This is a genomic window from Faecalicatena contorta (genome assembly GCF_003149105.1).
Lineage (GTDB): Bacteria > Bacillota > Clostridia > Lachnospirales > Lachnospiraceae > Muricomes > Muricomes contortus_C.
The window spans coordinates 12,119-38,650 of sequence record NZ_QGDS01000003.1 but is presented as its reverse complement, the minus strand read 5'-3'; the positions used below and the strand labels follow the sequence as shown (position 1 = coordinate 38,650).

General features: G+C 43.2%; 24 protein-coding genes, 1 tRNA gene and 1 riboswitch. Of the genes, 21 read left to right on the top strand and 4 right to left on the bottom strand.

The window, feature by feature from the left end:
* Positions 1–608 (top strand): collagen-like protein (locus tag A8805_RS22045; protein WP_181392753.1); only part of this gene is annotated, 608 nt, incomplete at its 5' end.
* A 332-nt stretch (positions 609–940) separates the two neighbouring features.
* Entirely contained in the window at positions 941–2,605 is a 1,665-nt protein-coding gene (locus A8805_RS06020) for a collagen-like protein (RefSeq protein WP_181392752.1), read from the top strand.
* Positions 2,606–2,749: 144 nt separating this feature from the next.
* Here the strand turns inward: A8805_RS06020 and A8805_RS06015 are convergent, their stop codons facing one another.
* Positions 2,750–2,986, bottom strand: coding sequence for a hypothetical protein (locus tag A8805_RS06015; protein ID WP_109709313.1), 237 nt, complete (start codon positions 2,984–2,986; stop codon positions 2,750–2,752).
* A gap of 91 nt (positions 2,987–3,077) precedes the next feature.
* On the opposite strand from A8805_RS06015, the gene A8805_RS06010 reads away from it, so the two are divergent.
* From A8805_RS06010 to A8805_RS05970, 9 genes are all read left to right on the top strand, one after another.
* Complete coding sequence (locus tag A8805_RS06010) at positions 3,078–3,308, top strand: helix-turn-helix domain-containing protein (RefSeq protein WP_109709312.1); 231 nt, start codon at positions 3,078–3,080, stop codon at positions 3,306–3,308.
* Positions 3,309–3,412: 104 nt separating this feature from the next.
* Positions 3,413–4,279: a glycyl-radical enzyme activating protein gene (locus tag A8805_RS06005; protein WP_109709311.1), complete on the top strand. Its 867-nt coding sequence runs from the start codon at positions 3,413–3,415 to the stop codon at positions 4,277–4,279.
* A gap of 110 nt (positions 4,280–4,389) precedes the next feature.
* The gene (locus tag A8805_RS06000; protein ID WP_109709310.1) at positions 4,390–6,771 is read left to right on the top strand and encodes a pyruvate formate lyase family protein; all 2,382 of its coding nucleotides are present in this window, start codon (positions 4,390–4,392) and stop codon (positions 6,769–6,771) included.
* 28 nt (positions 6,772–6,799) lie between these two features.
* A complete protein-coding gene (gene xylB, locus A8805_RS05995) occupies positions 6,800–8,284 on the top strand; it encodes a xylulokinase (protein ID WP_242992294.1) in 1,485 nt (494 codons plus the stop codon).
* 17 nt (positions 8,285–8,301) lie between these two features.
* Positions 8,302–9,333, top strand: a complete 1,032-nt coding sequence (locus A8805_RS05990; protein ID WP_109709753.1) for a GntR family transcriptional regulator — start codon at positions 8,302–8,304, stop codon at positions 9,331–9,333.
* A 228-nt stretch (positions 9,334–9,561) separates the two neighbouring features.
* Positions 9,562–11,682, top strand: coding sequence for an anaerobic ribonucleoside-triphosphate reductase (nrdD, locus tag A8805_RS05985; protein ID WP_109709308.1), 2,121 nt, complete (start codon positions 9,562–9,564; stop codon positions 11,680–11,682).
* A 1-nt stretch (position 11,683) separates the two neighbouring features.
* Positions 11,684–12,175, top strand: coding sequence for an anaerobic ribonucleoside-triphosphate reductase activating protein (gene nrdG, locus A8805_RS05980; RefSeq protein WP_109709307.1), 492 nt, complete (start codon positions 11,684–11,686; stop codon positions 12,173–12,175).
* A gap of 53 nt (positions 12,176–12,228) precedes the next feature.
* The gene (locus A8805_RS05975; protein ID WP_109709306.1) at positions 12,229–12,750 is read left to right on the top strand and encodes a deoxyuridine 5'-triphosphate nucleotidohydrolase; all 522 of its coding nucleotides are present in this window, start codon (positions 12,229–12,231) and stop codon (positions 12,748–12,750) included.
* A gap of 142 nt (positions 12,751–12,892) precedes the next feature.
* Positions 12,893–14,260 (top strand): spore germination protein, encoded by a 1,368-nt coding sequence (locus tag A8805_RS05970; RefSeq protein WP_109709305.1) that lies wholly within the window; start codon positions 12,893–12,895, stop codon positions 14,258–14,260.
* Here A8805_RS05970 and A8805_RS05965 read toward each other — a convergent pair.
* Positions 14,252–15,115 carry a CPBP family intramembrane glutamic endopeptidase gene (locus A8805_RS05965; protein ID WP_109709304.1) on the bottom strand — a complete coding sequence of 288 codons (864 nt, stop codon included), beginning with the start codon at positions 15,113–15,115 and terminating at the stop codon, positions 14,252–14,254. The genes A8805_RS05970 and A8805_RS05965 overlap by 9 nt on opposite strands.
* Positions 15,116–15,305: 190 nt before the next feature.
* Here A8805_RS05965 and A8805_RS05960 point away from each other — a divergent pair, with 190 nt between their 5' ends.
* The 5 genes from A8805_RS05960 to A8805_RS05940 all read left to right on the top strand — a co-directional run bounded on the left by A8805_RS05960 (position 15,306) and on the right by A8805_RS05940 (position 19,575).
* Positions 15,306–16,169, top strand: coding sequence for a DegV family protein (locus A8805_RS05960; RefSeq protein ID WP_109709303.1), 864 nt, complete (start codon positions 15,306–15,308; stop codon positions 16,167–16,169).
* 426 nt (positions 16,170–16,595) lie between these two features.
* Positions 16,596–17,090 (top strand): translation initiation factor IF-3, encoded by a 495-nt coding sequence (gene infC / locus A8805_RS05955; protein WP_109709302.1) that lies wholly within the window; start codon positions 16,596–16,598, stop codon positions 17,088–17,090.
* Positions 17,091–17,150: 60 nt separating this feature from the next.
* The gene (gene rpmI, locus A8805_RS05950; protein WP_109709301.1) at positions 17,151–17,348 is read left to right on the top strand and encodes a 50S ribosomal protein L35; all 198 of its coding nucleotides are present in this window, start codon (positions 17,151–17,153) and stop codon (positions 17,346–17,348) included.
* Between the two features lie 31 nt (positions 17,349–17,379).
* Entirely contained in the window at positions 17,380–17,736 is a 357-nt protein-coding gene (gene rplT / locus A8805_RS05945; RefSeq protein ID WP_109709300.1) for a 50S ribosomal protein L20, read from the top strand.
* A 453-nt stretch (positions 17,737–18,189) separates the two neighbouring features.
* Positions 18,190–19,575, top strand: coding sequence for a TrpB-like pyridoxal phosphate-dependent enzyme (locus tag A8805_RS05940; RefSeq protein ID WP_109709299.1), 1,386 nt, complete (start codon positions 18,190–18,192; stop codon positions 19,573–19,575).
* Between the two features lie 73 nt (positions 19,576–19,648).
* Here A8805_RS05940 and mgtA read toward each other — a convergent pair whose 3' ends face one another.
* Complete coding sequence (gene mgtA / locus A8805_RS05935; RefSeq protein ID WP_181392751.1) at positions 19,649–22,312, bottom strand: magnesium-translocating P-type ATPase; 2,664 nt, start codon at positions 22,310–22,312, stop codon at positions 19,649–19,651.
* Between the two features lie 153 nt (positions 22,313–22,465).
* Positions 22,466–22,600: riboswitch (cyclic di-AMP (ydaO/yuaA leader) on the top strand.
* A gap of 225 nt (positions 22,601–22,825) precedes the next feature.
* Between mgtA and ehuB the strand changes: the two genes are divergently transcribed.
* The 5 genes from ehuB (at position 22,826) to A8805_RS05910 (ending at position 26,115) form a co-directional block, all read left to right on the top strand.
* Positions 22,826–23,746, top strand: coding sequence for an ectoine/hydroxyectoine ABC transporter substrate-binding protein EhuB (gene ehuB, locus A8805_RS05930; protein WP_109709298.1), 921 nt, complete (start codon positions 22,826–22,828; stop codon positions 23,744–23,746).
* Between the two features lie 31 nt (positions 23,747–23,777).
* Positions 23,778–24,425 (top strand): ectoine/hydroxyectoine ABC transporter permease subunit EhuC, encoded by a 648-nt coding sequence (gene ehuC / locus A8805_RS05925; RefSeq protein WP_109709297.1) that lies wholly within the window; start codon positions 23,778–23,780, stop codon positions 24,423–24,425.
* Between the two features lies 1 nt (position 24,426).
* A complete protein-coding gene (gene ehuD / locus A8805_RS05920; RefSeq protein WP_109709296.1) occupies positions 24,427–25,080 on the top strand; it encodes an ectoine/hydroxyectoine ABC transporter permease subunit EhuD in 654 nt (217 codons plus the stop codon).
* 23 nt (positions 25,081–25,103) lie between these two features.
* Entirely contained in the window at positions 25,104–25,871 is a 768-nt protein-coding gene (gene ehuA, locus A8805_RS05915; RefSeq protein WP_109709748.1) for an ectoine/hydroxyectoine ABC transporter ATP-binding protein EhuA, read from the top strand.
* 159 nt (positions 25,872–26,030) lie between these two features.
* Positions 26,031–26,115 (top strand) — tRNA-Leu (locus A8805_RS05910).
* A gap of 128 nt (positions 26,116–26,243) precedes the next feature.
* Here A8805_RS05910 and A8805_RS05905 read toward each other — a convergent pair.
* Positions 26,244–26,456: a hypothetical protein gene (locus tag A8805_RS05905; protein ID WP_109709295.1), complete on the bottom strand. Its 213-nt coding sequence runs from the start codon at positions 26,454–26,456 to the stop codon at positions 26,244–26,246.
* Positions 26,457–26,532 lie beyond the last annotated feature (76 nt).

The window sequence follows — 26,532 nt, the reverse complement described above, 5'->3', positions numbered from 1 at the left end:
CAACGGGGGCAGATGGAGCAACCGGCCCGACAGGAGCAACGGGAGCAGACGGAGCAACCGGTCCAACGGGAGCAGATGGAGCAACGGGCCCAACAGGTCCAACGGGAGCAGACGGAGCAACAGGTCCAACAGGAGCAGATGGAGCAACAGGTCCAACGGGAGCAGATGGAGCAACGGGCCCAACAGGTACAATTATTGATCCTGTCATAGGATTTGCCCAAAATAATGCGGGTGATAGCATAGCCATTGTTTTGGATCCGCCTACAGTTATTCCACTACCGGATCAACAAACATTGTCTCCAGAAATTACAGTTGATGGTTCCAATACCGTATTTACAGTTAATGAGGCAGGTCTATACCGTATTGCATATTATGTCAATATCGTTACTGCAGACAGTTTTGCAAGTGAAATTCTCATTAATGGCACAGTAAATCTTGCATCTATTGTTGACGTGGGTGGCGATATTAATAGTACCTCAACAGAATTCTTTGTTACACTGGCAGCAGGGGATACTATTTCATTAGCTGTCCTTGGTGAACCAGCAACTTTAGAATTAAGTAGTGGGTCTGGTGCCGTTCTAGTTATACAGCAAATAGGTTTGACCTAAAATGAAAAACAATAATGAACTAAAGAGGGCATTGCTTCGGCACTGCCCTCTACATAAGTCAGAGGAATATGGTGCAACAAATCTGAAGAGTTTAATCTCTGTGCAATGTTGTCTTTTTCATATAATTTAAGAAGTACTTAACTATCGCATTAAATAATGGAACTCCAACGACATTTGATACAGTCGGCCTTGTTTCTCACGGCATTACGATTAATGTTTCGACAGAGGACTGTATGTAAAATACAGAGGCAAAAGTCTAGAAATAACCAATAGTATATGCAGCGTATATACTATACTAGAACAACATTAGTTTTAGTAAAAGGAGTAAAATCATGAATAAAAATGAAGATATATTACAACAAAGTTGTAACAATGAGTGCAACTGCAATTTTTGTGGATGTAATCCATGCTGTTGCCGTCCAAAACCCATATGTCCGACTGGTCCAACAGGTCCAACAGGTCCAACAGGTCCCGCAGGTGGGCCTACAGGACCTACCGGCCCCACGGGAGCGACTGGAGCAACCGGCTCCACGGGAGCAACGGGAGTGACAGGAGCAACCGGTCCGGCAGGTGTAACGGGAGTGACAGGAGCAACTGGCCCCACGGGAGCAACGGGAGTGACAGGAGCAACCGGCCCGGCAGGTGTAACGGGGGTGACAGGGGCAACAGGCCCCACGGGAGCAGATGGAGCAATCGGTCCTACAGGCCCGACAGGAGCAACGGGAGCAGATGGAACAACTGGTCCTACTGGTGCAACCGGCCCGACAGGTCCCACCGGAGCAACAGGTGTTGTAGAACCAGGAACAACACTTTTTAATGTAGTTGGTCCAATTGGCTCGGCAACAGTAGGGTTAGGTGATAACTTAACATTTCAGTCCTCTACACTGGACATTGTGGTAACACCAGGATCTGCAATTGTTACAATAGAGGATACTACTCCAGGCGGCCCGACAGGCCCGACAGGTCCAGCTGGAGTAACTGGCCCAACGGGTGCAACAGGAGCAGTTGGAGCCACAGGAGCAGATGGAGCAACCGGTGCAACAGGAGCAGCTGGAGCCACAGGCGCAACAGGAGCAGATGGAGCAACCGGTCCAACAGGAGCAGATGGAGTGACAGGTCCAACCGGAGCCACAGGCGCAACAGGAGCAGCTGGAGCCACAGGCGCAACGGGAGCAGATGGAGCAACCGGCCCAACGGGAGCAGATGGAGCAACCGGCCCAACGGGAGCAGATGGAGTGACAGGTCCTACAGGAGCCACAGGCGCAACAGGAGCAGATGGGGCAACCGGGCCGACAGGTCCTACAGGAGCCACAGGAGCAGATGGAGTGACAGGTCCGACCGGAGCAACCGGCCCAACAGGAGCAGATGGGGCAACCGGGCCGACAGGTCCTACAGGAGCCACAGGCGCAACAGGAGCAGCTGGAGTGACAGGTTCGACCGGAGCAACCGGCCCAACGGGAGCAGATGGAGCAACCGGCCCAACGGGAGCAGATGGAGCAACCGGCGCAACAGGAGCAGATGGAGCAACCGGCCCGACAGGGGCAACAGGACCCACCGGACCAATCGGAGACAGCGTAGCCCTCTCAGGGCTGCAGGTGCAGCTTCAGGGTAGCAGCAGCGGTACGGTTAACAACAATAGTAATATTCTGTTTGATACTACGATTAATTCCCCTTCCCCTGATGTCCTTTATAATGCAGGGATCGGAACCTTCTTTATCAATAGAGCGGGAAATTATTATGTTTCCTGGTGGGTCAATGCAGATGGTGCACAAGCAGAGACTTCCGTTGTTTTCGGAATAAGAATCATTTCGGGAGGTTCAGGTACTTTTTTATCCTCATCACCTGAACCAATAGTAACACTGCAATTAAATGGAAGTGCTTTGATTACAGTGACTAATACACCAACTACGTTTAGTCTTTTCAATAATACTGGCGCGCCTGTTAATTACGGTGAATCAGCTATTCAGGCAAACCTGACTATTATTCAGGTTTCTTAAAATAGAAATGATAATAACGAAGCGTTGAGTGACAATTTATGTTAATATAAATTAGAAGATAGGGAAGAGTAATTCTGCAGGGAAGGCGGAGCCGTTTATATACCCCTACAGAATCGTTCTTCCCCTATCGATTTTGTTGAAGAGTTATTCTTTTATATTTTGAATTTTAAGCATAATATTCTGATAAATCTTATCTTCTTTTAAATCAATTTTTTTAGATCTGTTGATGTAATCAGAAAAAAAGTCAGGCGTTTCATTAAAGAACCTTTCCTGAGCCTCCTCGGGCAACCCGGCAATATACATATCGTAAAATTCGAAATCATCCATAAAAATAAAGTCCCAAAACCTTTTTTGTTGCTCTAAATTCATATTTGGCTTCATATTGAATCACTCCCTAAAGATATTATAGTCGTTAAATAGACTATAGTCAACCCAGAGAGTGGATAATATCCTATTAAAAGGGAGGGTGCATATGATTGATTATAGTCCTTTTTGGATAACACTACAGAATTCGGATGAGTCAACTTACACACTAATTAAGAAGTACCGCATATCAAGTTCGACCATCAACAGGCTAAGAAAAAATAGTCCAATCAGTACGGTGACTATCAATGATTTGTGCAACATTCTAAATTGTAATATACAGGATATTGCTCAATACATTCCATGTGAGAGTGATCAGAAGATAGAGGCAGAAGAGTAAGTTTTGATAATTAATCTTTTGCTCTATATTGACAATTTATTGGTATTAATATATAATACCAATTAGAAGAGGATTGTCGCGGTGAACAGAAAGAGGAAACTATTATGAAGATTTTTCAAAAGGGCTTTAATTATTCCCAGGATGGCTTTGGAAACCGCTTGGTTTACCACCTTCAGGGTTGTAATATGAAATGTCCCTGGTGTTCCAATCCGGAGGGAATGAAGGCGGAAGGGGTGCTGGTAACAGATAAGCAGTGGCTTTTAGAGGAAGTCTGTCCTTATCATGCGATTCGCGATGGAAAGCTGGACCGGGATGTATGCCGGCTTTGCAAAGGCCGCGAGTGTATCACAAAGCACCGGACGAAAGGAATCCGCCTTTCTTATGAGGAAATGGATACAGATACACTGGTAAAAGAAGTGCTTTCCAATCGCCTTATGTTCTATGATGGAGGGGGTGTCACCTTTACGGGAGGTGAGGCTACGGTACAGTTTACAGAACTTTTAGAGGTGCTCAAAAGGCTGCGGGCAGAGGGAATACACACGGCCTTAGAGACAAATGGAACACATCCCCGTCTGCCGGAATGTTTTCCATATATAAGTCAGCTGATCATGGACTGTAAATCGTGTGATGAGGAGAAACACCGCCAGGTAACAGGAGTTTCAAATGAATGGGTTATGGAGAACATACGAAAAGCCGCCGAAACCCATCCCTGTGTACATATTCGAGTACCTCTGATAGGGGGTGTCAATGACAGTGCGGGGGATCAAAAAGAATTTCTGGAATTTTTCAGGTCTATAAATGGAGAAAACGTAACCTTTGAGATATTGCAGTATCATGAATTTGGAAAAGAAAAATGGAATCAGTGCGGATGGGAGTACAAAATGACAGAGAAGGCCCATGTAAGTGATGAGACGGTAAAGCAGTTCAGAGAGGCAATTGCGGAGGGTGGGCTGAAATATATGCGTACTTAGCATATATTTCCTGAATAATAGTAGTTCAAGAAAACATGTGCCAGCAGATACTGAAAGTAACTTATTATGAATGTAGAAAAAGAAAGAATTAAAAAGATGGAGGGAAAAAGATGTTGAAAAATGAATTATCAGCCCAAAAGATTACGGATTTGGCGAAGAAGAGATTTCAGGAGGAAAGAAGTATTGACCACTTGGAAGGATGGTTTCTGGCGAAGGAGACCATGAGACGGTGCGATGAGGAGTTTAAGAATGAACCTGACTCCATCCGTATCGCTAAGACACTGAGAGAAGTTGCAAGAGAACTGCCCCTGTGGATCAGCGATTACCATATGTTTGCCGGTACACAGGACGATGCATTTGCACGGTCTTATGCATTGATTAACCCAGCTTTTACTGTAGATTCTTTCAGCGGATATTGTGACCCGGTGGCAGTATTTGGGGACATTGATCCTATAGGAGACATCACCCAGGAGAGAATTGACAGCCTGAAGGAGTATAATAATCAAACACAGTTTGCTGACACACTGCGCAAAGCTTATGATATAGCGGGAGACAGTACAAGCGAGGCTATCTTTTTTATTGAACAGGTAACGGGACACCTAATTCCAGATGTGCGTCCTTTATTAAAATACGGAGTACAGGGTGTAAAAGATGTGATACGCCGGAATAAGGAAAAGGAAACGGATGAGGAAAAAAAGGTTTACTTCCAGGCAATGGATATTGCCTTAGATACAGTGCTGATTTTGGCAGAAAGATATGCAGAGCTGGCACAGGAAAAATATGAGAAAGCGGCCCCCCAGGAAAAGCCCCGGTATTCTCTGATGGCGGAAACACTAAGAAAAGTTCCGAAAGAAGGCGCAAAGAACTTGTATGAGTCCATCCAGTCTTTCCTTTTAATCTGGCAGACGATGTGCCTGGAGCAGGCTCCGAACCCATTTGCATTCTCAGTTGGAAATGCAGACAGGATTTTTGAACCATACCGTGCAATGGAGCAGACAGACAGAGAGACGGCTGCGGCATTGTTTAAGCATCTGCTTGTATTTTTCAATGTGGCGGACAGGAGCTGGGCAATTTCCCAGAATCTGATCATCGGAGGAAAAACAAATACAGGAGAAGATATGACAAGTTTATCTTCCTATGCTCTTTTGGATGCATATTATGACATGAATCTTCCACAGCCTATACTTTCTGTAAAGCTGCATAAGAATACACCTCAGGAATTATATGAGAGCCTGGGCAGATTTTTCTTTACACCCGGCTGCCTGACCCCTTCGCTCTTTAATGATGATGCTGTTTTCCCTGTACTTCAGAATGTAAGCGGGGTAAGCCCGGAAGATTTGGAAGACTATTCCGTGGCAGGCTGCCAGGAGCCTCTGATTATGGGGAAAGACAACGGCAATACAACAAATAGCTGGCTGAATCTGGGGAAAATACTGGAGCTGTCTTTAAACGGAGGCGTATCCACCATTACCGGCAAAAAATTTGGCAAGAGCGATGAAGAGCTGGGATATACAGACAAAAAAGCAGTGCTTGAGAATATCAGAGAGATATTTTACCATAATTTAGAGGAATACGTGGATAAAATGGCTGCCTCCGCAAACGCCGCATCTGAGGCAATTGGACTTCTCCAGGTTCCATTTTTATCAACCATGATGGGCGGCGTGGAAAGCGGCATTGATACCAGGGATACAAAGAAACAGGGGACCAAATATAATGGAAGCGGATGTTTGATTCATGGATTGTCCGTACTTGCAGATTCTTTTGCAGCAATTGATACTTTACTGAAAGAGCGCCCCCAGGACGCTGAGCGGCTGATAGAAGCATTGCGGACAAATTTTGAAAATGATGCTGAAATGCAGCAATACCTTCTGACTGCTCCTAAGTTTGGCAATCATATAGCGGAAGTGGATAATGAGGCAGCAGAGATTGCAAACCGGGTCAGTGACATGGTTGCATCCAGAAAGAACTATTTAGGCAACCCATTCCGGGCAGACTGGGCTACCCCATCTACCCATCTTCTGTATGGATATTGGGTGGGAGCTACACCAGACGGAAGAAAAGCCAGAGAGCAGTTAGGCTACGGTGTGGACCCGCTGTATGGGGAAGCGCATCAGGGATTGGGCTTCAGGATACTGTCTAATATGAGGCTTCCTTTTGAAAAGATGAACGGAGGCTATGCGTCTCATTTGGGAATCAATCCAAATTATTTCAAGACAACCGATTTTGAAGGCAAGGGACTTGAGTTCCGTGATAAAATTATAAATCCGCTGTTTTATAATCCGCAGAAAGAAGGCATATCTCCATTCTATCTGTATGTGAATGTGACAACACCTGGAATGCTCAGAAAAGTACTGGCAAATCAAAAGAAATATGCACCGAGCGGAGTGTATATTATGAGGATACATGGAACATTTGTAAATTTCCTGGATTTATCACCAGATATTCAGGAAGACATTATCAAACGGCTGGATTTAGAATCTACAAGTATGTAGAGACAAGGGGGAAAAGATGCACTATTATATGGGAATAGACTTGGGGACTTCCAGCGTGAAATCTCTATTAATGAAAGAAGACGGGGAGATTTTAGGAACCGCACAGGAAGGGTACGATATTATAAAACCAGAGCAGCAATATGCCCAGCAGGACATGAACCTGCTCTGGCAGGCTACCTGTAAAACAATCCAAAGGCTTCTTGGGAATTATCCGGAGGCCAGGGATTCTATCAAAGGAATTGGATACTCCGGACAGATGCATGGCCTGGTAATGCTTGACAAAAACGGAAATCTTCTTGGAGATGCAATTATATGGGCTGATCAGCGCAGCGGAGAAGAAATCCGGGACATTTATTCTGTGATACCAGAGGAAGAATATAAACAAACATCTCTGAATTCAGTGAGCACCGGTTTTTTGATTAGTTCTCTGATGTGGGTAAAAAAGCATGAACCAAAAACCTACGCAAATATTTCTAAAGTGATGCTTCCAAAGGATTATCTCCGCTATAAAATGTGTCAAGAGTTGGGGACCGATGTGTCTGATGCTTCAGGCACAGCTATTTTTGATACGAAAAACAGACAATGGGCATGGGAGTTCATTGACAGGCTTGGGCTGGAAAGAGAGTTCTTCCTTCCATGTCATGAGGCTTATGAGATTGCAGGTGAGGTGACCCCTGCGGGAGAGAAGGAAACAGGGCTGCGTGCCGGAACAAAGCTTGTATACGGAGGCGGTGATACTTTTATGCAGGCCGTGGGAAATGGCATCGTATCTCCAGGAACACTTTCTTCCAATATCGGGACTGCCAGCCAGCTTTCCTGCTCTCTTTCAGAGCCTTTATATGACCAGAAATACCGGACAAATACATTCTGTCATATACGGGAGGACAGATGGCTTTTGATGGGCGCTAATTTAAGCGGCGGAGTAGCACTGAAATGGCTGATGAACAATATCCTGGATATGCAGTCTTATGATGAAATGACTGCTTTGGCGCAAACCTCTCCTGTGGGAAGCGGCGGCCTTCTTTTCCTGCCTTATCTCAGCGGAGAGCGAACCCCCTATAATGATCCGGATGCCCGGGGAATTTATATGGGACTTACTTTAAAACATACAAAAGCAGATTTGATTAGAAGTACGATGGAGGGAATTATCTTCGGATTGAAAAACTCTCTGGAGATTTTTCGGGATATGGGTGTAGAGTACCAGCGTATTCTTGCATCGGGAGGTGGTGCAAGAGGACTTTTGTTCCGCCAGATCCAGGCAGATATGTTTGGAAGGGAAATCTATACAAGTACCGGAAAAGAACAGGCGTGTGTTGGGGCAGCTATCACGGCAGCGGTAGGAACAAAAGGGTATTCCTCCTATGAGGAAGCCTGCAGTAAAATTATCCGCCTCAGTGAGGATGTAGTAATACCTAATACAGAGAATCAAAAAATATATGAGGAAAGATATCAGGTTTATAAAGAACTGTATCCAAGAAATAAAGAGTTGTTTGTTTGCAAAAATCATTCCTAGAGGCTATAATGATTTGTATGAGTGAAGAAAATTTATATATTAATGTAAAAAACAGGATATGCGATGCTATTTTCAATGGCATATACCAGGAGGGCGAAAGAATACCTGCAGAGCGCATTCTGGCGGAGGAGCTGGATGTAAGCAGGGTTACTCTGCGCAAATCACTGGAGCTTTTGGAACAGGATAATCTGGTTATAAGAGAAGTGGGCAGCGGCACGAGAATTTGTTTCCACAACTATGGAACTGCCAGCAACATGGATATGATTGTGCTCATTGCCCCGGCAAAGAATCCGTTTTTCTCAGAATTTATTGCACATTTTCAGATGTATGCGGAGCAGGAAGGTTCCATGCTCCTTTATGTGGAAAAGCCTCACAGAGAATCCCTGGAGAACTGTCTGTACAGGCTGTACAAAAGAGGGCTTCAAAATGTGGCGGTGTGGCTGGAGGATCTTCCGGTGGACGTAGAAAAGCTGAAAAGGCTCCGGGCTCTTGGAATGAACATGGTTTTTTTCGATACAGACAAAGGAATTCCTTATGCGGACTGTGTGGCACTGGATAATGACAAGGCCATTCAAGTTATTTATCATACACTGAAGGAATTGGGATATTCTGATATCGGATATGCGGGATGGGACCGGAAAGATATTTATAGTATTTCCAGGCGGGAGAAGGCTTATCTGAAAGAGTCCGGGGGGCAGAAGGTGTTTCTGCATCTTCCCTGGAAGTACCAGAAGACAGGCAGCCGGTTTATTCTGGATTATATGAAATCCTGCGGGGACAAAATTCCCCAGGCTGTCATCTGCGGTGACAGAGAAAATGGGGCGGCGGTATCGGATGCGGTACGCCGCCTAAAGCTGCGCGTTCAGGTAGCCGCGGTGGATGATTTTCCAGAGGCCGGAAGACGGCATGTAATTACTTATGCTCAAAATCTAAAAGAAAGTGTAAGGCAGATTTACAATTGTCTCCAGGCGCAGAATCAGAAGGGGATGGAGTGGGCAGCGGATATGTATCTGGTAGATGGCACTCTGGCAGGAGTGCCCAAAATTTAGATTAAAGGTGAATCAAGGTGGGATGATCTGGAAATGGCGGTAATACGCCCATTGTTTTTATAGAACAAAATTTCCTTAGAAAAAACCCCCTTTTTTTGTGAAAGTTTCTGTATTGACTCTGTATGCTGTAAAGTGGTAGTATTATTTGTACCGATACATTATATAGTTTGTTGCAAGAGCGGCAAACACTAAATATAGAAAAATAGCAACTAGAAGGGAGAGTCAGCCATGTTAAGGATTATAAAAAAGGATGGGACAAAAGAGGATTTTAATGTACAGAAGGTAGTGGTAGCAGTAAATAAGTCAGCTTACCGCGCTTTAATCAGATTTACAGACCAGGAGCTGGATTATATCTGCCAGTTTGTAGAGGAAAAAGCAAACTCTATGAATATTGCAGATATCCCTATTGCAGAGATGCACAATATAGTGGAGGGCGCTCTGGAAAAAGTGAATCCGGTTGTAGCGAAAAGTTACAGGGATTACCGGAACTACAAGCAGGATTTCGTACAGATGTTAGACGAGGTGTATAAAAAGAGCCAGTCTATCATGTATATAGGGGATAAAGAGAACAGCAATACAGACAGTGCCCTTGTATCTACAAAGAGAAGCCTGATTTTTAATGAACTGAACAAGGAATTATACAAGAAGTTTTTCCTTACGGTAGAGGAGATACAGGCAATTCGTGAAGGTTATATTTATATTCATGATATGTCTGCCAGAAGAGATACAATGAACTGCTGTCTTTTTGACGTAAAAAGTGTATTAAGCGGTGGATTTGAGATGGGAAACCTGTGGTATAACGAACCTAAGACGCTGGATACAGCCTTTGACGTTATCGGAGATATTGTTTTAAGTGCAGCAAGCCAGCAGTATGGAGGTTTTACTGTACCAAGTGTGGATGAGATTCTGGAGCCATATGCGGAAAGATCTCATCAGCGCCTGCTTGAAAAATACAGTGGCCTGGGGCTTTCACAGGAAAAAGCGGAAGAGATTGCATGGAAAGATTTGGAGCGGGAGATGGAGCAGGGATTCCAGGGATGGGAATACAAGTTCAATTCTGTTTCTTCCAGCCGCGGGGACTATCCGTTTATTACAGTAACAGCCGGGACACGCACTAGTATATATGGCAAGCTGGCAACCTTTAAAATGCTGGAAGTGCGCCGAAAAGGGCAGGGCAAGGAAGGACATAAAAAGCCGGTTCTTTTTCCAAAAATCGTATTTTTATACGATGAGAACCTTCATGGTCCGGGAAAACCGTTGGAAGATTTGTTTGAAGCAGGAATTGAATGCTCCAGAAGGACCATGTATCCTGACTGGCTCAGTCTGAGCGGAGAGGGATATGTGCCAAGCATATATAAAAAATACGGCAAGATTATCAGTCCTATGGGCTGCAGGGCATTTTTGTCCCCGTGGTATGAAAGAGGGGGCATGGAGCCGGCAGATGAGAAGGATGAGCCGGTATTTGTGGGCAGATTTAACATCGGGGCCATCAGCCTGAACCTGCCTATGATATATGCAAAAGCCCAGCAGGAGAGCAAGCCGTTTTTTGAGGTTCTGGACTATTATCTGAACCTGATCCGAAAGCTTCACCAGAGAACTTATGCTTATTTGGGAGAATTAAAGGCGTCCACCAATCCTCTGGCATATTGTGAGGGTGGTTTCTATGGAGGAAATTTAGGGCTATATGATAAGATAAAGCCTCTCCTCAAAGCAGCAACAGCATCTTTTGGTATTACGGCTTTAAACGAGCTGCAGCAGCTTCACAACCAAAAATCCCTGGCGGAGGACGGAGCCTTCGCACTGGATACGCTGACTTTCATTAATGATAGAATCAATGCATTTAAGAAGGAAGACGGACATCTGTATGCCATCTACGGTACACCTGCTGAAAATCTCTGCGGGGTGCAGGTGCAGCAGTTCCGTAAAAAATATGGAATTATAGAAAATGTATCTGACAGAGAATACGTAAGCAACAGCTTCCATTGCCATGTAAGTGAGGATCTTACACCAATTGAGAAGCAGGATTTGGAAGGACGGTTCTGGAATCTGAGCAACGGCGGCAAGATTCAATATGTTAAGTATCCTATTAATTATAATATAGAAGCTGTGAAATCCCTTGTCAGACGGGCTATGGCAAAAGGATATTATGAAGGGGTAAACCTTTCTCTTTCCTATTGTGATGACTGCGGTCATCAAGAACTGGATATGGATATATGTCCGCAGTGCGGCAGTAAAAATCTGACAAAGATAGACAGAATGAACGGGTATTTATCTTATTCCCGCGTAAAAGGAGACACAAGGCTTAATGACGCCAAGATGGCGGAAATCGCAGAAAGGAAAAGTATGTAGCATGCAGTATCACAACATTACAAAAGACGATATGCTCAACGGTGATGGACTGCGGGTCGTTCTCTGGGTAGCAGGCTGCTCCCATGGATGCAGGGAATGTCATAATCCTGTCACATGGGACCCTGACGGAGGACTTATATTTGATCAGAAAGCGAAAAAAGAATTATTTGAGCAGCTTGAAAAAGACTATATAAGTGGCATAACATACAGCGGAGGAGATCCGCTGTTTGTTTCCAACAGAGCCTGTATTACAAAACTGTCAAAGGAAATCTCGGAAAGGTTTCCGGATAAAACCCAGTGGCTTTACACAGGATATGAGTGGGATGAAATCAAAGACCTGTCTGTTATGAAATATCTGGATGTAGTAGTAGACGGAAAGTTTGAAATTGACCAGAAAGATACAAAGCTTCACTGGAAAGGCAGTGGGAACCAAAAAGTAATTAATGTACAGGACAGCCTTGGCAATCAGAAAATCGTGCTGCACGATTCTTAAAAATAAAAGAGGCTGCAGAGAAGACTGAGAAATTTCATTAGGAGAGAGACACCATGCAGAGAATCGCAAAATTTCATAAAGTAAGTCTTGAACAATTTAAAAAGGATTGGATAGATACATTCGGGCCGGAAGACGAGGCGGAAATCCAGAAAATATATGAGGATATTAAGCTCCCGAAAAGGGCAACCTCCGGTTCCGCGGGCTATGATTTTTATACCCCGGTCCGTCTGGTATTACAGCCCGGCGAGACAATCAAGGTACCTACCGGAATCCGTGCAGAAATGGAAGAAGCCTGGGTACTGAAATGCTATCCGAGAAGCGGACTTGGGTTCAAGTATAGATTGCAGTTAAACAACACAGTGGGAATCATAGACAGTGATTATTTTTACTCTGACAATGAAGGCCATATGTTCTCCAAAATAACCAATGACACCAAAGAAGAAAAAACCGTGGATATTGGTAAAGGAGAAGGCTTCATGCAGGGCATATTCGTAGAATATGGAATTACAGTAGATGACGATGCTGTGGCAGTCAGAAACGGCGGCTTCGGAAGCACCACTCAGGCTGGAAGATAAAAATGACAGGCCATACGGCCTTATTAACCGAATACTCCTCTTTTCAAAATATGCTTATAATTTGGCAGGCTTTGGGTATTATATCCATAAGCAAGCAGCATAGCGGATTGCGAATGTCCGCTTTACAAGGGGGTATTTATTTATGATTGAGAAAAGTACGAAAAAGGTTGGCAGTTCTTTTCAGGCAAATATTGAATATATGAATCAGACCCTGCCGGTGCAGGAAAGTTTTGATGTAATCCAAAGAGATATGATAGTTGGCGGGAAGTCAGCATCCTTTTATTTTATTGACGGATTCATGAAGGATGAGACTATGCTGAAGATTATGACTACATTCTTCGCTATAAAAGATAAGGATATGCCAAAGGATGCAACTTCATTTTCGCAGAAATATATTCCCTACGTTGAGGTGGACATTATTTCCAGCTTTGACCAGGTAGTGCGAAATGTTCTGTCTGGAATCACCTGTCTGTTTATCGAAGGGTATGAGGTATGTATTGCCATTGACTGCCGGACCTATCCGGCAAGAAGTGTGACGGAACCGGACAAGGACAAATCCCTCCGCGGCTCAAGAGACGGGTTTGTTGAGACGATTGTATTTAATACAGCACTGATGCGAAGACGTATCAGGGATCCCCACCTGATTATGGAGATGACAGAAGCAGGGCAGACGACCAGAACGGATATTGCACTTTGCTATATGTCTGACAGGGTAGATCAGGAGCTGCTGAAAAATGTCCGGAACCGTATCAACCAGCTTCAGGTAGATGATTTGCGGATGAACCAGCAGACATTGGCAGAGGCAATGTTTAAAAGAAAGTGGTTTAACCCTTTCCCCAAATTTAAGTTTACAGAAAGACCTGATACGGCTGCCGCATGTCTGTTGGAGGGAAAGGTTGTAATTATGGTGGATAATTCACCGTCTGCAATGATCTTACCCACATCTATCCTGGATATGATTGAAGAAGCCAATGATTATTATTTCCCTTCAATGACAGGGATTTATTTAAAAATAACCAGAGTGTTAGTTACTCTTCTTACTGTATTTTTAACGCCTGTGTTTCTATTTTTTATGCAAAATCCTCAATGGCTTCCAGATATATTTTCTTTTGTAGCAGTTAAAGATACAGTTAATATTCCTTTGATTTTTCAATTACTGATACTAGAGTTATCCATAGATGGGCTGCGGCTTGCTGCACTAAGTACACCGACTATGCTCAGTATGCCTCTAAGTGTGATTGCAGGTCTTGTTATGGGCGAGTTTTCCGTAAAATCAGGATGGTTTAACGCAGAAATCATGCTATATATGGCCTTTGTGGCGGTTGCAAATTATACACAGCCTAACTTTGAACTGGGATATGCATTAAAATTCATGCGCCTTCAGCTTTTGATATTGACAGCATGTTTTAACGGAATAGGATTCATCATCGGCTGTATTATAGTAATCTGTTTCCTTGCTTTTAATAAAACTTTATCGGGAAGAAACTTTTTAAACGTAAAATTACAGTAATGAGAATTTATCAGGATGCTCCCTGGAGGGAGCTCCTTTTTTGCACAAAAGAAGTCCGTATCCCATTGCCAGTAAAGCAGCGGTAAACTGTATGGCGTGAATCAGGAGGCTGTCTCCTGTGTAAAAGAGCTGATACAGCCAGGTGCCCCACAGATTAAACAGTATATGGTACGCTATGGACAGGTATATGCTTTGCCCCGCATGAAAAATATATCCACAGAAAAGTCCTACCAGAAATGCATAAATCCCCTGTATCAGATTCATATGGTACAGCCCGAAAAGAAGCGACTGAAAAAGGTTGGCAGCCCAGAAGGGAAATACCTTTTGTGCGTAATGCAGTGTAACACCCCGGAAAATCAATTCTTCACAGACGGGCGCAACAATCAGGGAGTAAAGAGCAAGAAGTATTGTGATATCATTCATTCCCGCACTTTCCATCAGGCTGTCATAAGCAGAATACCAGGAAGGTTTCAATATGGAAATAAAACTAATAAAATAAGAAATAATGGACTGCAGGGCCGGAACCAGCAAAATAATGCCGATGATTGTTTTTACATGGAAAATCTGGCCCGGTCTGCGTTTAGGCGTATGGCGGGGAACGGCTGATATAAAATACCATATTCCCATCAAAAGGGCAGCTGTTATCCCGTAAGAAAACATAACAAGTGTATTAAAATGGCTGGTCATCAGGCTGTCCATGTAATTTTGAAGCTGGAACCCGGGGGAATCAAAATACATAAAAACAGCCTGGAATAGCATACAGATAAAACTTAGAATATATTGCAGTATGATTCCTGCGATAAAAGGAAGCAGACAAAGTAAGATGCCTCCGGTCTTATTGAGTATTTTTTTCATAAAGAGATAGCCTCACTTTCTTAAAATAAGATATTTTCAAAATATCCTACTAGAAATATATCATTTTCTGTGAATGATTGCAATTCGGGGGCATTAAATTGGAATTGTCTACTCTTCTGAGACTAAAAAATTTTTGCCTAAAAGGGAAAAAGATGGTATGATAAGGAAAATGGAATACAGGAGGACGGGTATGAGAGAATTTGTAATTTCAGTAAACAGTACCGTTGATTTACCGAAAGAGTGGTTAGAGGAGAGGGATGTACAGGTTATTCCTTTAAAATATACAATTGACGGGGAAACCTATACAGATATGCAGGGACTTACCGGCAAAGAATTTTTTGCAAAGCTGAGAGAAGGGCATATGTCAGTCACATCCCAAGTGAATCCTGAGGAAGCAAAGGAAATTTTAGAGCCATTTTTGAAGGAAGGCAAAGACATTCTTCATCTGGGCTTTTCTTCCAGCCTGAGCGGTACTTTTAACAGTATGAGAATTGCAGGGGAAGAACTTGCGGAAGAATATCCTGAGGCAAAGATTATTATTATTGATACGCTGTGTGCGTGTCTGGGGGAAGGCCTTCTCCTTTACAAAGTGCTTGAGCTGAAAGAAGAAGGAAAGAACATTGACGAAATCTCCCGGTGGGTGGAAGAGAACAAACTTCATATCTGCCATAATGTCACTGTAGATGACCTGAATCACCTGCACCGCGGGGGAAGGGTGTCAAAGGCTACTGCAATTGTAGGGACTATGGTGCAGATCAAGCCCATTATTCATGTGGATAACGAAGGTAAGTTACAGGTAATTGCGAAAGAACGGGGAAGAAAGAAATCCCTGAATAAGATAGTAGATATGGCAGCAGCCCAATCAAAAGGCTGGGAAAACGAGATAGTCATGATTACACATGGTGACTGTATCGAAGATGCCGAGTACGTAGCAGGCCTTGCAAAGGAAAAGCTGGGGGCAAAAGAAGTTTTGATTAACAATATAGGCACAGTAATCGGAAGCCATACAGGTCCTGGTGTTGTAGCGATTTTCTTCATGGGAAATGAGCGTTAAGAACCGGCAGACAATAAAACCTGGGCGGGGAGGCGGATATAAGGTCCGGCACCTGCCCGGCAGTGCTTTTATTAAGCGGCAGAATTTAAATTTATAATAGACGTTATTAAATATTACCGGAAAATATGTTGACATTTATCGGAAAATATGATAACTTATATTTTGCGTGAAGCAAAAACAAAGCAGAGTATCCACTCTCACCATAGCACAATTGGGTGACTATTGGTTTGATATTGAAGCGTTCACATAGTTTTCCAGTGGGAAAGTATGTATGCCAAGATACGAGTGGAGAGTGTTCACTCTTTTTTTTATGTAATGAGGATTCTTTCCTGTTTTCAGGAAAGTCCTGGGGAAGTTTTTGATTCTTTCGCAGAAGGAAGCTAGAGGAAATTCATTTAACGGAGGTATACGACAATTAGCGATTTAATGATTAATGAGCAGATCAGAGACAAGGAAGTCCGTTTGGTCAGTGAGGATGGGGAACAATTAGGAATCATGTCATCCAAGGATGCCTTGAAGATGGCTATGGATGCAGAGCTTGATTTGGTGAAGATTGCACCGATGGCGAAACCACCGGTCTGCAAGATTATTGATTATGGCAAGTACAAATATGAGCAGACACGCAAGGATAAAGAAGCCAAGAAAAAGCAGAAGACTGTCGAATTGAAGGAAGTACGTCTATCACCGAATATTGATACCAATGACTTGACTACGAAAGTGAACAATGCCAAGAAGTTTATTACAAAAGGCAATAAAGTAAAAGTAACCTTGCGTTTCCGCGGAAGAGAGATGGCGCATATACATCAGAGTAAGCACATTCTAGACGATTTTGCCGCTTTGCTGGAAGACGTTGCGTCTGTAGAAAAACCAGCAAAATTAGAAGGCAGAAATATGAGCATGGTTTTAACTGAAAAACGTTAAAAATAAATCTACGGGTGTTTTGGCACCCAAGTCAAGCGCACAATGAAGGAGGAAATTATCATGCCAAAAATCAAAACAAATAGAGCGGCAGCAAAACGCTTTAAAGTAACAGGTACAGGAAAACTGAAAAGAAGCAAAGCATATAAAAGCCATATCTTAACCAAGAAGTCTGCCAAGAGAAAAAGAAATCTTAGACAGCCGGCTATCACAGATGCTACAAATGTAAAAAACATGAAGAAAGTATTACCATATCTTTAAGATTTGGAAGTGGATGAAGGAGGATTAAGAAATGGCAAGAATTAAAGGCGGAATGAACGCTAAGAAAAAACATAACAGGACTTTAAAATTAGCAAAAGGATATAGAGGCGCACGCTCCAAACAGTACAGAGTTGCAAAACAGTCTGTTATGAGAGCACTCACATCTTCTTATGCAGGAAGAAAACAGCGTAAACGTCAGATGAGACAATTATGGATTGCACGTATCAATGCGGCTGCAAGAATGAACGGTCTGTCCTACAGCAAGTTTATGCATGGGCTGAAGCTGGCTGATGTTGATATGAACAGAAAAATGCTGGCAGAGCTGGCAGTAAGCGACAAAGAAGGATTCGCTACACTGGCTGATGTTGCAAAAGCAAAGATTGCATAATAAAAATTATATAAAAGCTCGTATAATGAAGTCAACAATTTTATACTATAAGAGATATCAATAAATTATAGTATAAAACTGTTGACATTTTTAATTTACCATGCTAAAGTCTTTTTAAACCTATGAGGAAGAGCAAGTACCTTTTATACTTACCAAACAGAGAGCTGCAGGCGGTGGGATTGCGGCAGGAGAAGATATTTGGGAATGGGCTTCTGAGGGCGAACTGAAGGATTCAGTAGGTGAGCCGGAGAGAGTACTCCGTTAATAAAGTCGGCATATGCCAGTATGCATGAGAGGATGCACAGGATGCATCAAGCTGGGTGGCACCGCAGGAGTTTTGATGATTCATACTCTTGTCCCTGCAATAGTTTATTGTGAGGGATAAGGGTATTTTTTTATGTAACAGGAAATTATAATCTACTTATCCCGGTAAAAGAGAAAGGAGATTTTTATATGAGTGAGAACAAGATTCCCTATAAAATTTATCTGGAAGAAAGTGAAATGCCAAGAGAATGGTACAATGTACGTGCCGACATGAAGAATAAGCCTGCCCCCCTTTTGAATCCGGGGACATTACAGCCGATGACAGAAGAAGAGCTGAGCGTTGTATTCTGTGAGGAGCTTGTAAAACAGGAGCTGGATAATGACAACAGTTTAATAGAGATTCCTGAGAAAATACGTGATTTTTATAAAATGTACCGTCCGGCGCCGCTGGTGAGGGCGTACTGCCTGGAGGAGAAATTACAGACTCCGGCAAAGATTTATTACAAGTTTGAGGGGAATAATACGAGTGGAAGCCATAAGCTGAATTCTGCCATTGCTCAGGCTTATTACGCAAAGGAACAGGGCCTGAAAGGCGTGACTACAGAGACCGGAGCGGGACAGTGGGGAACAGCATTATCCATGGCATGTTCCTATTTAGAACTGGACTGTAAGGTATATATGGTAAAATGCTCTTATGAGCAGAAGCCATTCCGCAGAGAGGTGATGCGCACATATGGGGCAAGTGTTACCCCGTCACCATCAGAGTCAACAGAGGTCGGAAAGAAAATCCTGGCGGAGCATCCTGGAACCACAGGAAGTCTGGGCTGTGCCATTTCTGAGGCGGTGGAAGTGGCAACAAAAACGGAAGGCTACAGATATGTATTGGGAAGTGTTTTGAATCAGGTGCTTCTGCATCAGTCTGTAATCGGTGTGGAAGCCAAAGCTGCAATGGATAAATATGGAATCAAGCCTGATATCATCATTGGATGTGCAGGAGGCGGTTCTAATCTTGGAGGCTTGATTTCACCGTTTATGGGTGAAAAACTCAGAGGCGAAGCAGATTACCAGTTTATTGCTGTAGAACCGGCATCCTGCCCAAGCCTGACACGCGGTGTTTACGCATATGATTTCTGCGACACAGGAATGGTATGCCCGCTGGCAAAAATGTATACTCTGGGAAGTGGATTTATTCCATCCGCAAACCATGCAGGTGGTCTCCGGTATCACGGAATGAGCTCAACCTTATCACAGCTCTACCATGACGGATACATGGAAGCACGTTCTGTAGAACAGACATCCGTATTCGAGGCGGCAGAGCAATTTGCCAGAGTAGAAGGAATACTGCCTGCACCAGAAAGCAGCCATGCAATTAAGGTGGCAATTGACGAAGCTTTGAAATGTAAAGAAACAGGAGAAGAGAAAACTATACTCTTTGGACTCACAGGAACCGGGTATTTTGATATGGTAGCATATGAAAAATTCCATGACGGTGTCATGGAAGACTATGTGCCCACAGATGCTGACTTGAAGGCTGGATTTGATGGAATCCCGAGATTTCCGGGAAATATGAAATAGGAAAAAGCTTTAGAAATAAAACAAAAATCCTCAGGATGAACAGAAGAGTCATCCTGGGGTTTTTAGCTTTGTATTACATCCATTCTCCATACCGGTGCACATAAATTCTCTTGACAAATTGTACGCATAGGAGATAACCTGCTGATATTAGCGCTAACCATGGGATAAATGAAACTGGAAGCCGCATCATATCGAGGCCAACTGCAAAGTTGCTAAAGCTTATTATAAGCGCTGCCGCTGCAACAATAAATGTAGATAAGAAAAGGGGTGTGGATGGCATGCTTTGCAGAAAAGGAACTTTAGCAGTGCGGATCATATGGATGACCAACACTTGTGATACAGTCCCAAATACAAACCATCCGCATTGAAACAATGGGGATAAATCCACTGTATTTGCTTTAATTACCCACCACATTACAGCAAAGCATAAAATATCAAAGACAGAGCTGACTGGCCCTAAGAATGCCATAAAGGATTTAATCGATTTTGTTTCCCATTTACGGGGCTTCTGGATATATTCTTTATCTACACTGTCGAAGGGCATTCCCATTTGTGAAAAATCACACAGGAGGTTCTGCGTTAGTATTTGCACTGGCAGCATCGGCAGAAACGGAAGGAAGATGCTGGACGCGATGACCGAAATCATATTGCCCAAATTTCCGCTTGCTGCCATTTTGATATACTTTATGATGTTGCCGAAGGTGCGGCGGCCTTCAATGACGCCTTCTTCAAGTACCATAAGATCCTTTTTGAGCAGGATGATATCTGCGGTTTCCTTGGCGATATCTACGGCACTGTCAACAGAGATACCCACGTCAGCCTGATGCAGGGGCGGTGCATCATTAATACCGTCACCCATATAGCCAACCGTATGCCCTGCTGTTTGGAAGGCTTTTACCACCCGTTCTTTTTGAGAAGGGGACAGCTTGGCGAACAAATCACAATTCTTTACCGCATCCAGAAGTGCGGTGTCATCCATTTGCTCAATGTCGTGTCCCGTAAAAAGACGGGAAGCGTTCACACCTACTTTGCCGCAAACTTTTACAGCCACTCCTTCGCTGTCTCCGGTGAGGACAACCGTTCTTACACCGTGTTCCCGAAGTGCGGTGATTGCAGTTTTAGCACTTTCTTTTGGTGGGTCAAGAAAACCTACAAAACCAATCAAAACCATATCTCTTTCGTCCGCCACTCCGAAAGAACCACTGCCTGGAACCTCATTTTTCTGCGCTACGGCCAGCATCCTTAATCCTTCGGTGTTGTACTTTTCGTAGGTATCCAGTGCCATTTGCCGTGTCTCCCCGTCCATTGGCAGGACACGTCCGTTGATTTCCACGAAGGAAGAAATCGCCAGAATCTCTTCTACGGCTCCTTTTGTGATAAGCTGCCGTTTTTCGTTTTTATCGGTTAAAACCACACTCATCCTGCGGCGCGAAAAGTCAAAAGGGATTTCGTCTACGCGGCTGTAAGCATCCAGGATATTAGAAAGCCCGTTCTGACCGGCCCGGTTAATGATGGCAATATCGATCAGATTTTTAAGTCCGGTTTGGAAATAGCTGTTCAGATAGGCATGACGCAGGATACGGGTGTCATCCTCACCGTGAAGGTTCATATACTTTTCCAGTATAATCTTATCCTCAGTCAATGTCCCGGTTTTGTCGGTGCACAGCACATCCATTTCACCAAACGTCTGAATTGCACCAAGAGTGCGTACAATCACCTTGTGCCTGGACATAGAAACTGCCCCCTTTGCCAGCGTTGAGGTCATGATAACAGGCAGCATTTCCGGGGTAAGTCCCACAGCGATACTGACAGCAAAAAAAAATGCATTTGGCCAGTCACCCTTCGACAGGCCGTTAATCAGAAATACTACGGGCACCATCACCAGCATCATGCGGACCAATAATTTACTGACCGAATCCACACCGCGCTCAAAGCTGGTTTTTGCCCGGTCACCAGACAAGGACTTGGCCATTGAACCAAAATACGTATTGTTTCCGGTGGCTAGTACAATAGCTGTGGCACTTCCGCTTATAATGTTGGATCCCATGAAACCGATATTGTGTAAATCAGTTAATGCGTCATCCTCTTTGCTGCATATACTGCTGAACTTTTCCACTGGATTGGACTCTCCGGTCAGCGCCGCCTGGGCAACAAAAGTATCTTTTGTGGTTAAAAAACGCACATCTGCAGGGATCATATCGCCTGCGGAAAGCCGCACAATATCTCCGGGGACTACCTCATCCATAGGAATGTCGGCCAGCGTTTCATCCCGCCAGACATCCGCTTTGTTGGAGATCATTTGAGATAGTTTTTCAGCCGCCGCATTGGAACGCTGGCTTTGCACAAAGGCAACAAAACTTGACAGAAATACCAGCGACAAAATAATAATGACAGTGAGATAGTCAGGTTTTTTAGATGCTACGACATCCGTGAAATACGTAACAACAGCAACAAGAAGTAAAATGACGTTGAAGGGATTGATGACTGCTTCCCTCAACCTATGAAGCAATGTGTTTTTATTACCTATGGTAATAACATTCCTTCCGAATTCTTCCTGCCTGTTTTCAGCTTCACTATTTGTGAGGCCGGATTGCGGGGCTGATAGAAGACTAAATAAATCTTCCGGTGCCAAGAAAGCGCAGGAGCGGAGTTTGGTCTCTGAGTCATGCTTGTTTTTCTGAATCTGTCTGGGAGGTTTTTTTCTTTTTATGAAGTTCACTGAAACCATTCCTTTCATTGTCCATTGTCTTATTCTCTTATTATGAAATGTTATGGGTATAACTATCCATTTTATTTTGAATAAAAGGCGAACAAAGGTTTTGCGGCGGCATCGGGTTGACATGACTTTTGATATATGTTACCCTTTTACCAGAGCATAAAAAACTCAGTGAATTAATTTTTGCTGAATTTCCAAAAGGAAAACGGGGGAACCATTTTCTGGGGTGAATTGGTTTGCGCAGCAAACCATAGGGAAGTTTCTAACCGAACCCGACAGCTAACCTCGTAAGCGTGTGAAACAGAATTATAACTAACTATTCTTTCAAGTAAATAAATCCTTGATTTATTTACTCAGACTTAAATTAATACGTTTGTTTTTCTTTTGGGCCTTACAGCCCTGTTTGTATTATTAAAATCCAACTAAATAAAATTGAATAAGTGCTGTAAGCGTTTTTTAATAATGCTCTTAACTATATTTTTAGCATATTTAATTTGGTTTATCTATGCAGAGATATCAGAAAGGAGAGATGTTATGGGTACTTTTTACTCAAAAACAAAAAACGTAAGAAAAATTTGTCTCATGTTGCTGGCAGTAAGCATGGTTGGGTTCTCTTTTACTGGCTGTGGGGATTCTGGGGATCAAAATGGCACATCCAATAGCAAGGCAGGTGAAACTACACTTGAAAAAGCAAAGAGAGAAGGCTATGTAACGATTGGCTTTGCCAATGAAAAACCATATGCTTATCAGACCGTGGAAGGAGAGCTGACAGGGGAAGCTGTTGAGGTTGCCCGTACGGTTCTTGAAAATCTGGGTATTGGTGAGATGAGAGGTGTGCTGACAGAGTTCGGTTCTTTGATTCCCGGACTGCAGGCAAAGCGGTTTGATATGGTTACTGCGGGCATGTTTATTACCCCAGAGCGGGCAGCCGACGTGAGCTTTGCAAACCCTGAGTACAGTATAGGGGAAGCGATTGCCGTGAAGAAGGGAAATCCTCTGGATTTACACAGCTATGAGGATATAGCAGAACATGAAACTGCTACTGTTGCCATACCGGGCGGGGCAATCGAATATGATTATCTGGTTGCTGTTGGTGTACCGGAAGACAGACTTGTAACAGTGCCGGACATGCCATCTGCTCTTGCAGCCCTGCAGGCAGGACGTGTGGATGTTATTACAGCAACAGGACCGTCCTTGCAGGAGACACTGGATACAGCAGGAGATTCGGATATTGAGCGTGTGATTGATTTTACACAGCCTGTTATAGACGGGAAGAGTGTCAGGGGATATGGAGCTACCGCTTTCAGAAAAGACGACACAGACTTTGTTGAAGCATTTAATAAAGAGCTTAAAAGATTACAGGATTCTGGAGAATTACTTGAAATTATTCAACCCTTTGGATTTACAGAAGAAGAACTTCCAGGAGATATAACGGTGGAGGACGTGATTAAGTAATGAATATTCGGGAAAGAAGGGAGTGGAATGTTTGAGTACATATGAAATATTTGTTTCTCTGGCTAAGGTTGGCTTAAAGGTTACCCTCCAGGTCACATTTTCAGCAGCTGTTCTGGCACTTGTATTGGGAGTTATATCAGGGTTAGCACGAATGTCCAAACATAAAATGGTTCGTTTCATTTCAAGTGTATATATAGAGATTTTCCGCGGGACGTCCCTGTTGGTTCAGTTATTCTGGATGTATTTTGTACTTCCCATGATCGGCATAAGACTTTCGGCACTTACAGCCGGGATTCTGGCTATAGGATTGAACTTTGGCGCATATTGCTCTGAAATTGTCCGAAGTGCCATACAAGCTGTGCCGAGTGGCCAGACAGAAGCATGTATTGCTCTGAACATGACTAAAACTCAGCGGATGAGAAGAGTCATCATACCTCAGGCATTTGTAATGATGATTCCTAACTTGGGCAATCAGCTTATAGAGCTGCTAAAAAGTACTTCTTTGGTTTCAATGATTACACTAACCGATTTGACTTACCAGGCCAACATTCTGAATGCTACCACCTTTGAGACTACTAAAGTCTACAGTATGCTTTTGATTCTATATTTCATAATTGGACTGCCACTGTCCAAAGGAATGAAATTATTAGAGCAAAAAGTTTCAGAAGGGAGAGTTTAATATGTGGAACTGGGATTACGCGTTTTCTATACTCCCTCAAATACTGGCAGCTTTAAAAATTACGGTAAGTGCAACATTTTTCGGGTTTTTACTTGCCTTATTTTTGGGATTGATTTTATCCATTTTAATCCGGGCGGACATAAAGGCTGTATCCCTTGTCGTAAAAGGAATTGTACAGTTTATAAGAAATACACCTCTTTTGGTACAACTTTACTTTATTTTTTACGTGTTTCCTCAGTTTGGGGTAACTTTTAAACCTTTTACAGCCGGTATTCTGGGATTGGGGATTCATTACAGCACTTACTTATCAGAGGTGTTCAGGAGTGGAATTGAGGCTGTTCCCGCGGGCCAGTGGGAAGTTGTAAAGGCTCTGAATTTTTCACAGCCTCAGGCATGGACAAAAATAATTTTGCCTCAGGTTATACCCCCTATTATTCCGGTGATAGGCAACTATCTGATTACAATGTTCAAGGAAACTCCCCTGTTGTCCGCCATAACTCTGGTTGAAATATTACAGACAGCTAAAATAATCGGGGCTGGTTCTTTCAGATATCTGGAGGGATTTACCATTGTAGGAGCTGTATTTTTCCTGTTAAGTTATCCCTCTTCGCAGCTGATTAAGAAACTGGAAGTCCGGCTGGGGAAAAGTAGTTGATTAACTATGGAAAGGAGCAGATTATGACACCAATTGTCAGTTATAAAAATATTACAAAGGCATATGGAGAACTGGAAGTATTAAAAGACATAGATTTTGATATTTATCCAGGAGAGAAGGTGGCCTTAATAGGCCCCAGCGGTTCAGGAAAAACAACGTTGGCAAGGTTGTTGATGACATTGGAAGAACCAAATTCCGGAACCATAGAAGTGGAAGGCAAAGGCTTATGGCATGAAGAAGTAAATGGAAAGCTTGTGAAAGCAAATGGAAAACATCTTAGAGAGATGAGAAAAAGTATTGGCATGGTCTTTCAGCACTTTTATTTGTTTCCCCATATGACAGTTTTGAAAAATGTGATGGAGGCTCCGGTGACAGTGCTTGGACTTTCAAAAAAGGAAGCAAGGCTTCAGGCGGAAGAAATGCTGGAAAAGGTTGGATTGGGGGATAAACTGGATGTTTATCCGGCTCAGTTGTCCGGCGGGCAGAAGCAGAGAGTTGCCATTGCCAGGGCACTTGTCATGAAACCTAATATTATGTTATTTGATGAGCCCACTTCCGCCTTGGATCCGGAGCTTGTAGGTGAGGTTTTAGAAGTAATCAAAGAAATAGCTCTTGAAAGTGACATGACAATGCTGCTGATTACTCATGAAATGGATTTTGCGAAAGAAATTGCAGACCGGGTGGCCTTTTTTAATGAAGGAACCATAACAGAGCAGGGGACTCCGGAAGAGATTTTTAATCATCCTAAAACACCGAGACTTCAGACATTTTTGTCAAGGTTTAATCCTTAGAAAGATGTTAGGGCGATATAAAATTATCTGAAAAATAGATATAAGAAATTTACAGAAATATATAATAAATTTATCAAAACCTGTTGACATTTGGGAAAATAAATAGTAAGATATCATTCGTGGCGTGTGAATGATAAATATCTTACACCGCCATGAAATGCGGAAGTGTCGGAACTGGCAGACGAGCAAGACTAAGGATCTTGTGAGCAATGCGCTCGTGAGGGTTCAAGTCCCTTCTTCCGCAGTTGTCTTGGATAGCGGGAAACATTGTATTTGCGATGTTTTCCGCTATTTTTTGTGTATATTCATTGAGTACATTTTAAGTTTTTTGAATACAGTTCTTATTTTACCCGGTTTCCTCCATGATTTTGTTTATTTTTTTAGGCTGTCAGATTTTCGTGTTGTCGAGTATGTATAGGATTTGTAAATCGTCTTTAATTCCTTGTGTCCGGTCTGTTTCATCCGCCATTTCATCGCAGAAATAACGTATGCTTCATCATTTGCAACAGCCATACCTTTGTAATCAAATATAGTGTTATACCCCTTGATATTTAAGCCTTCAATTTCCACTAAAAATATATTCATGTTTTGCTCCTCTTCCTCCCCCACGAGGCATATGTGCGGTAATTCTGTTGTGCCAGTTGTACGACGCCGTAAATTA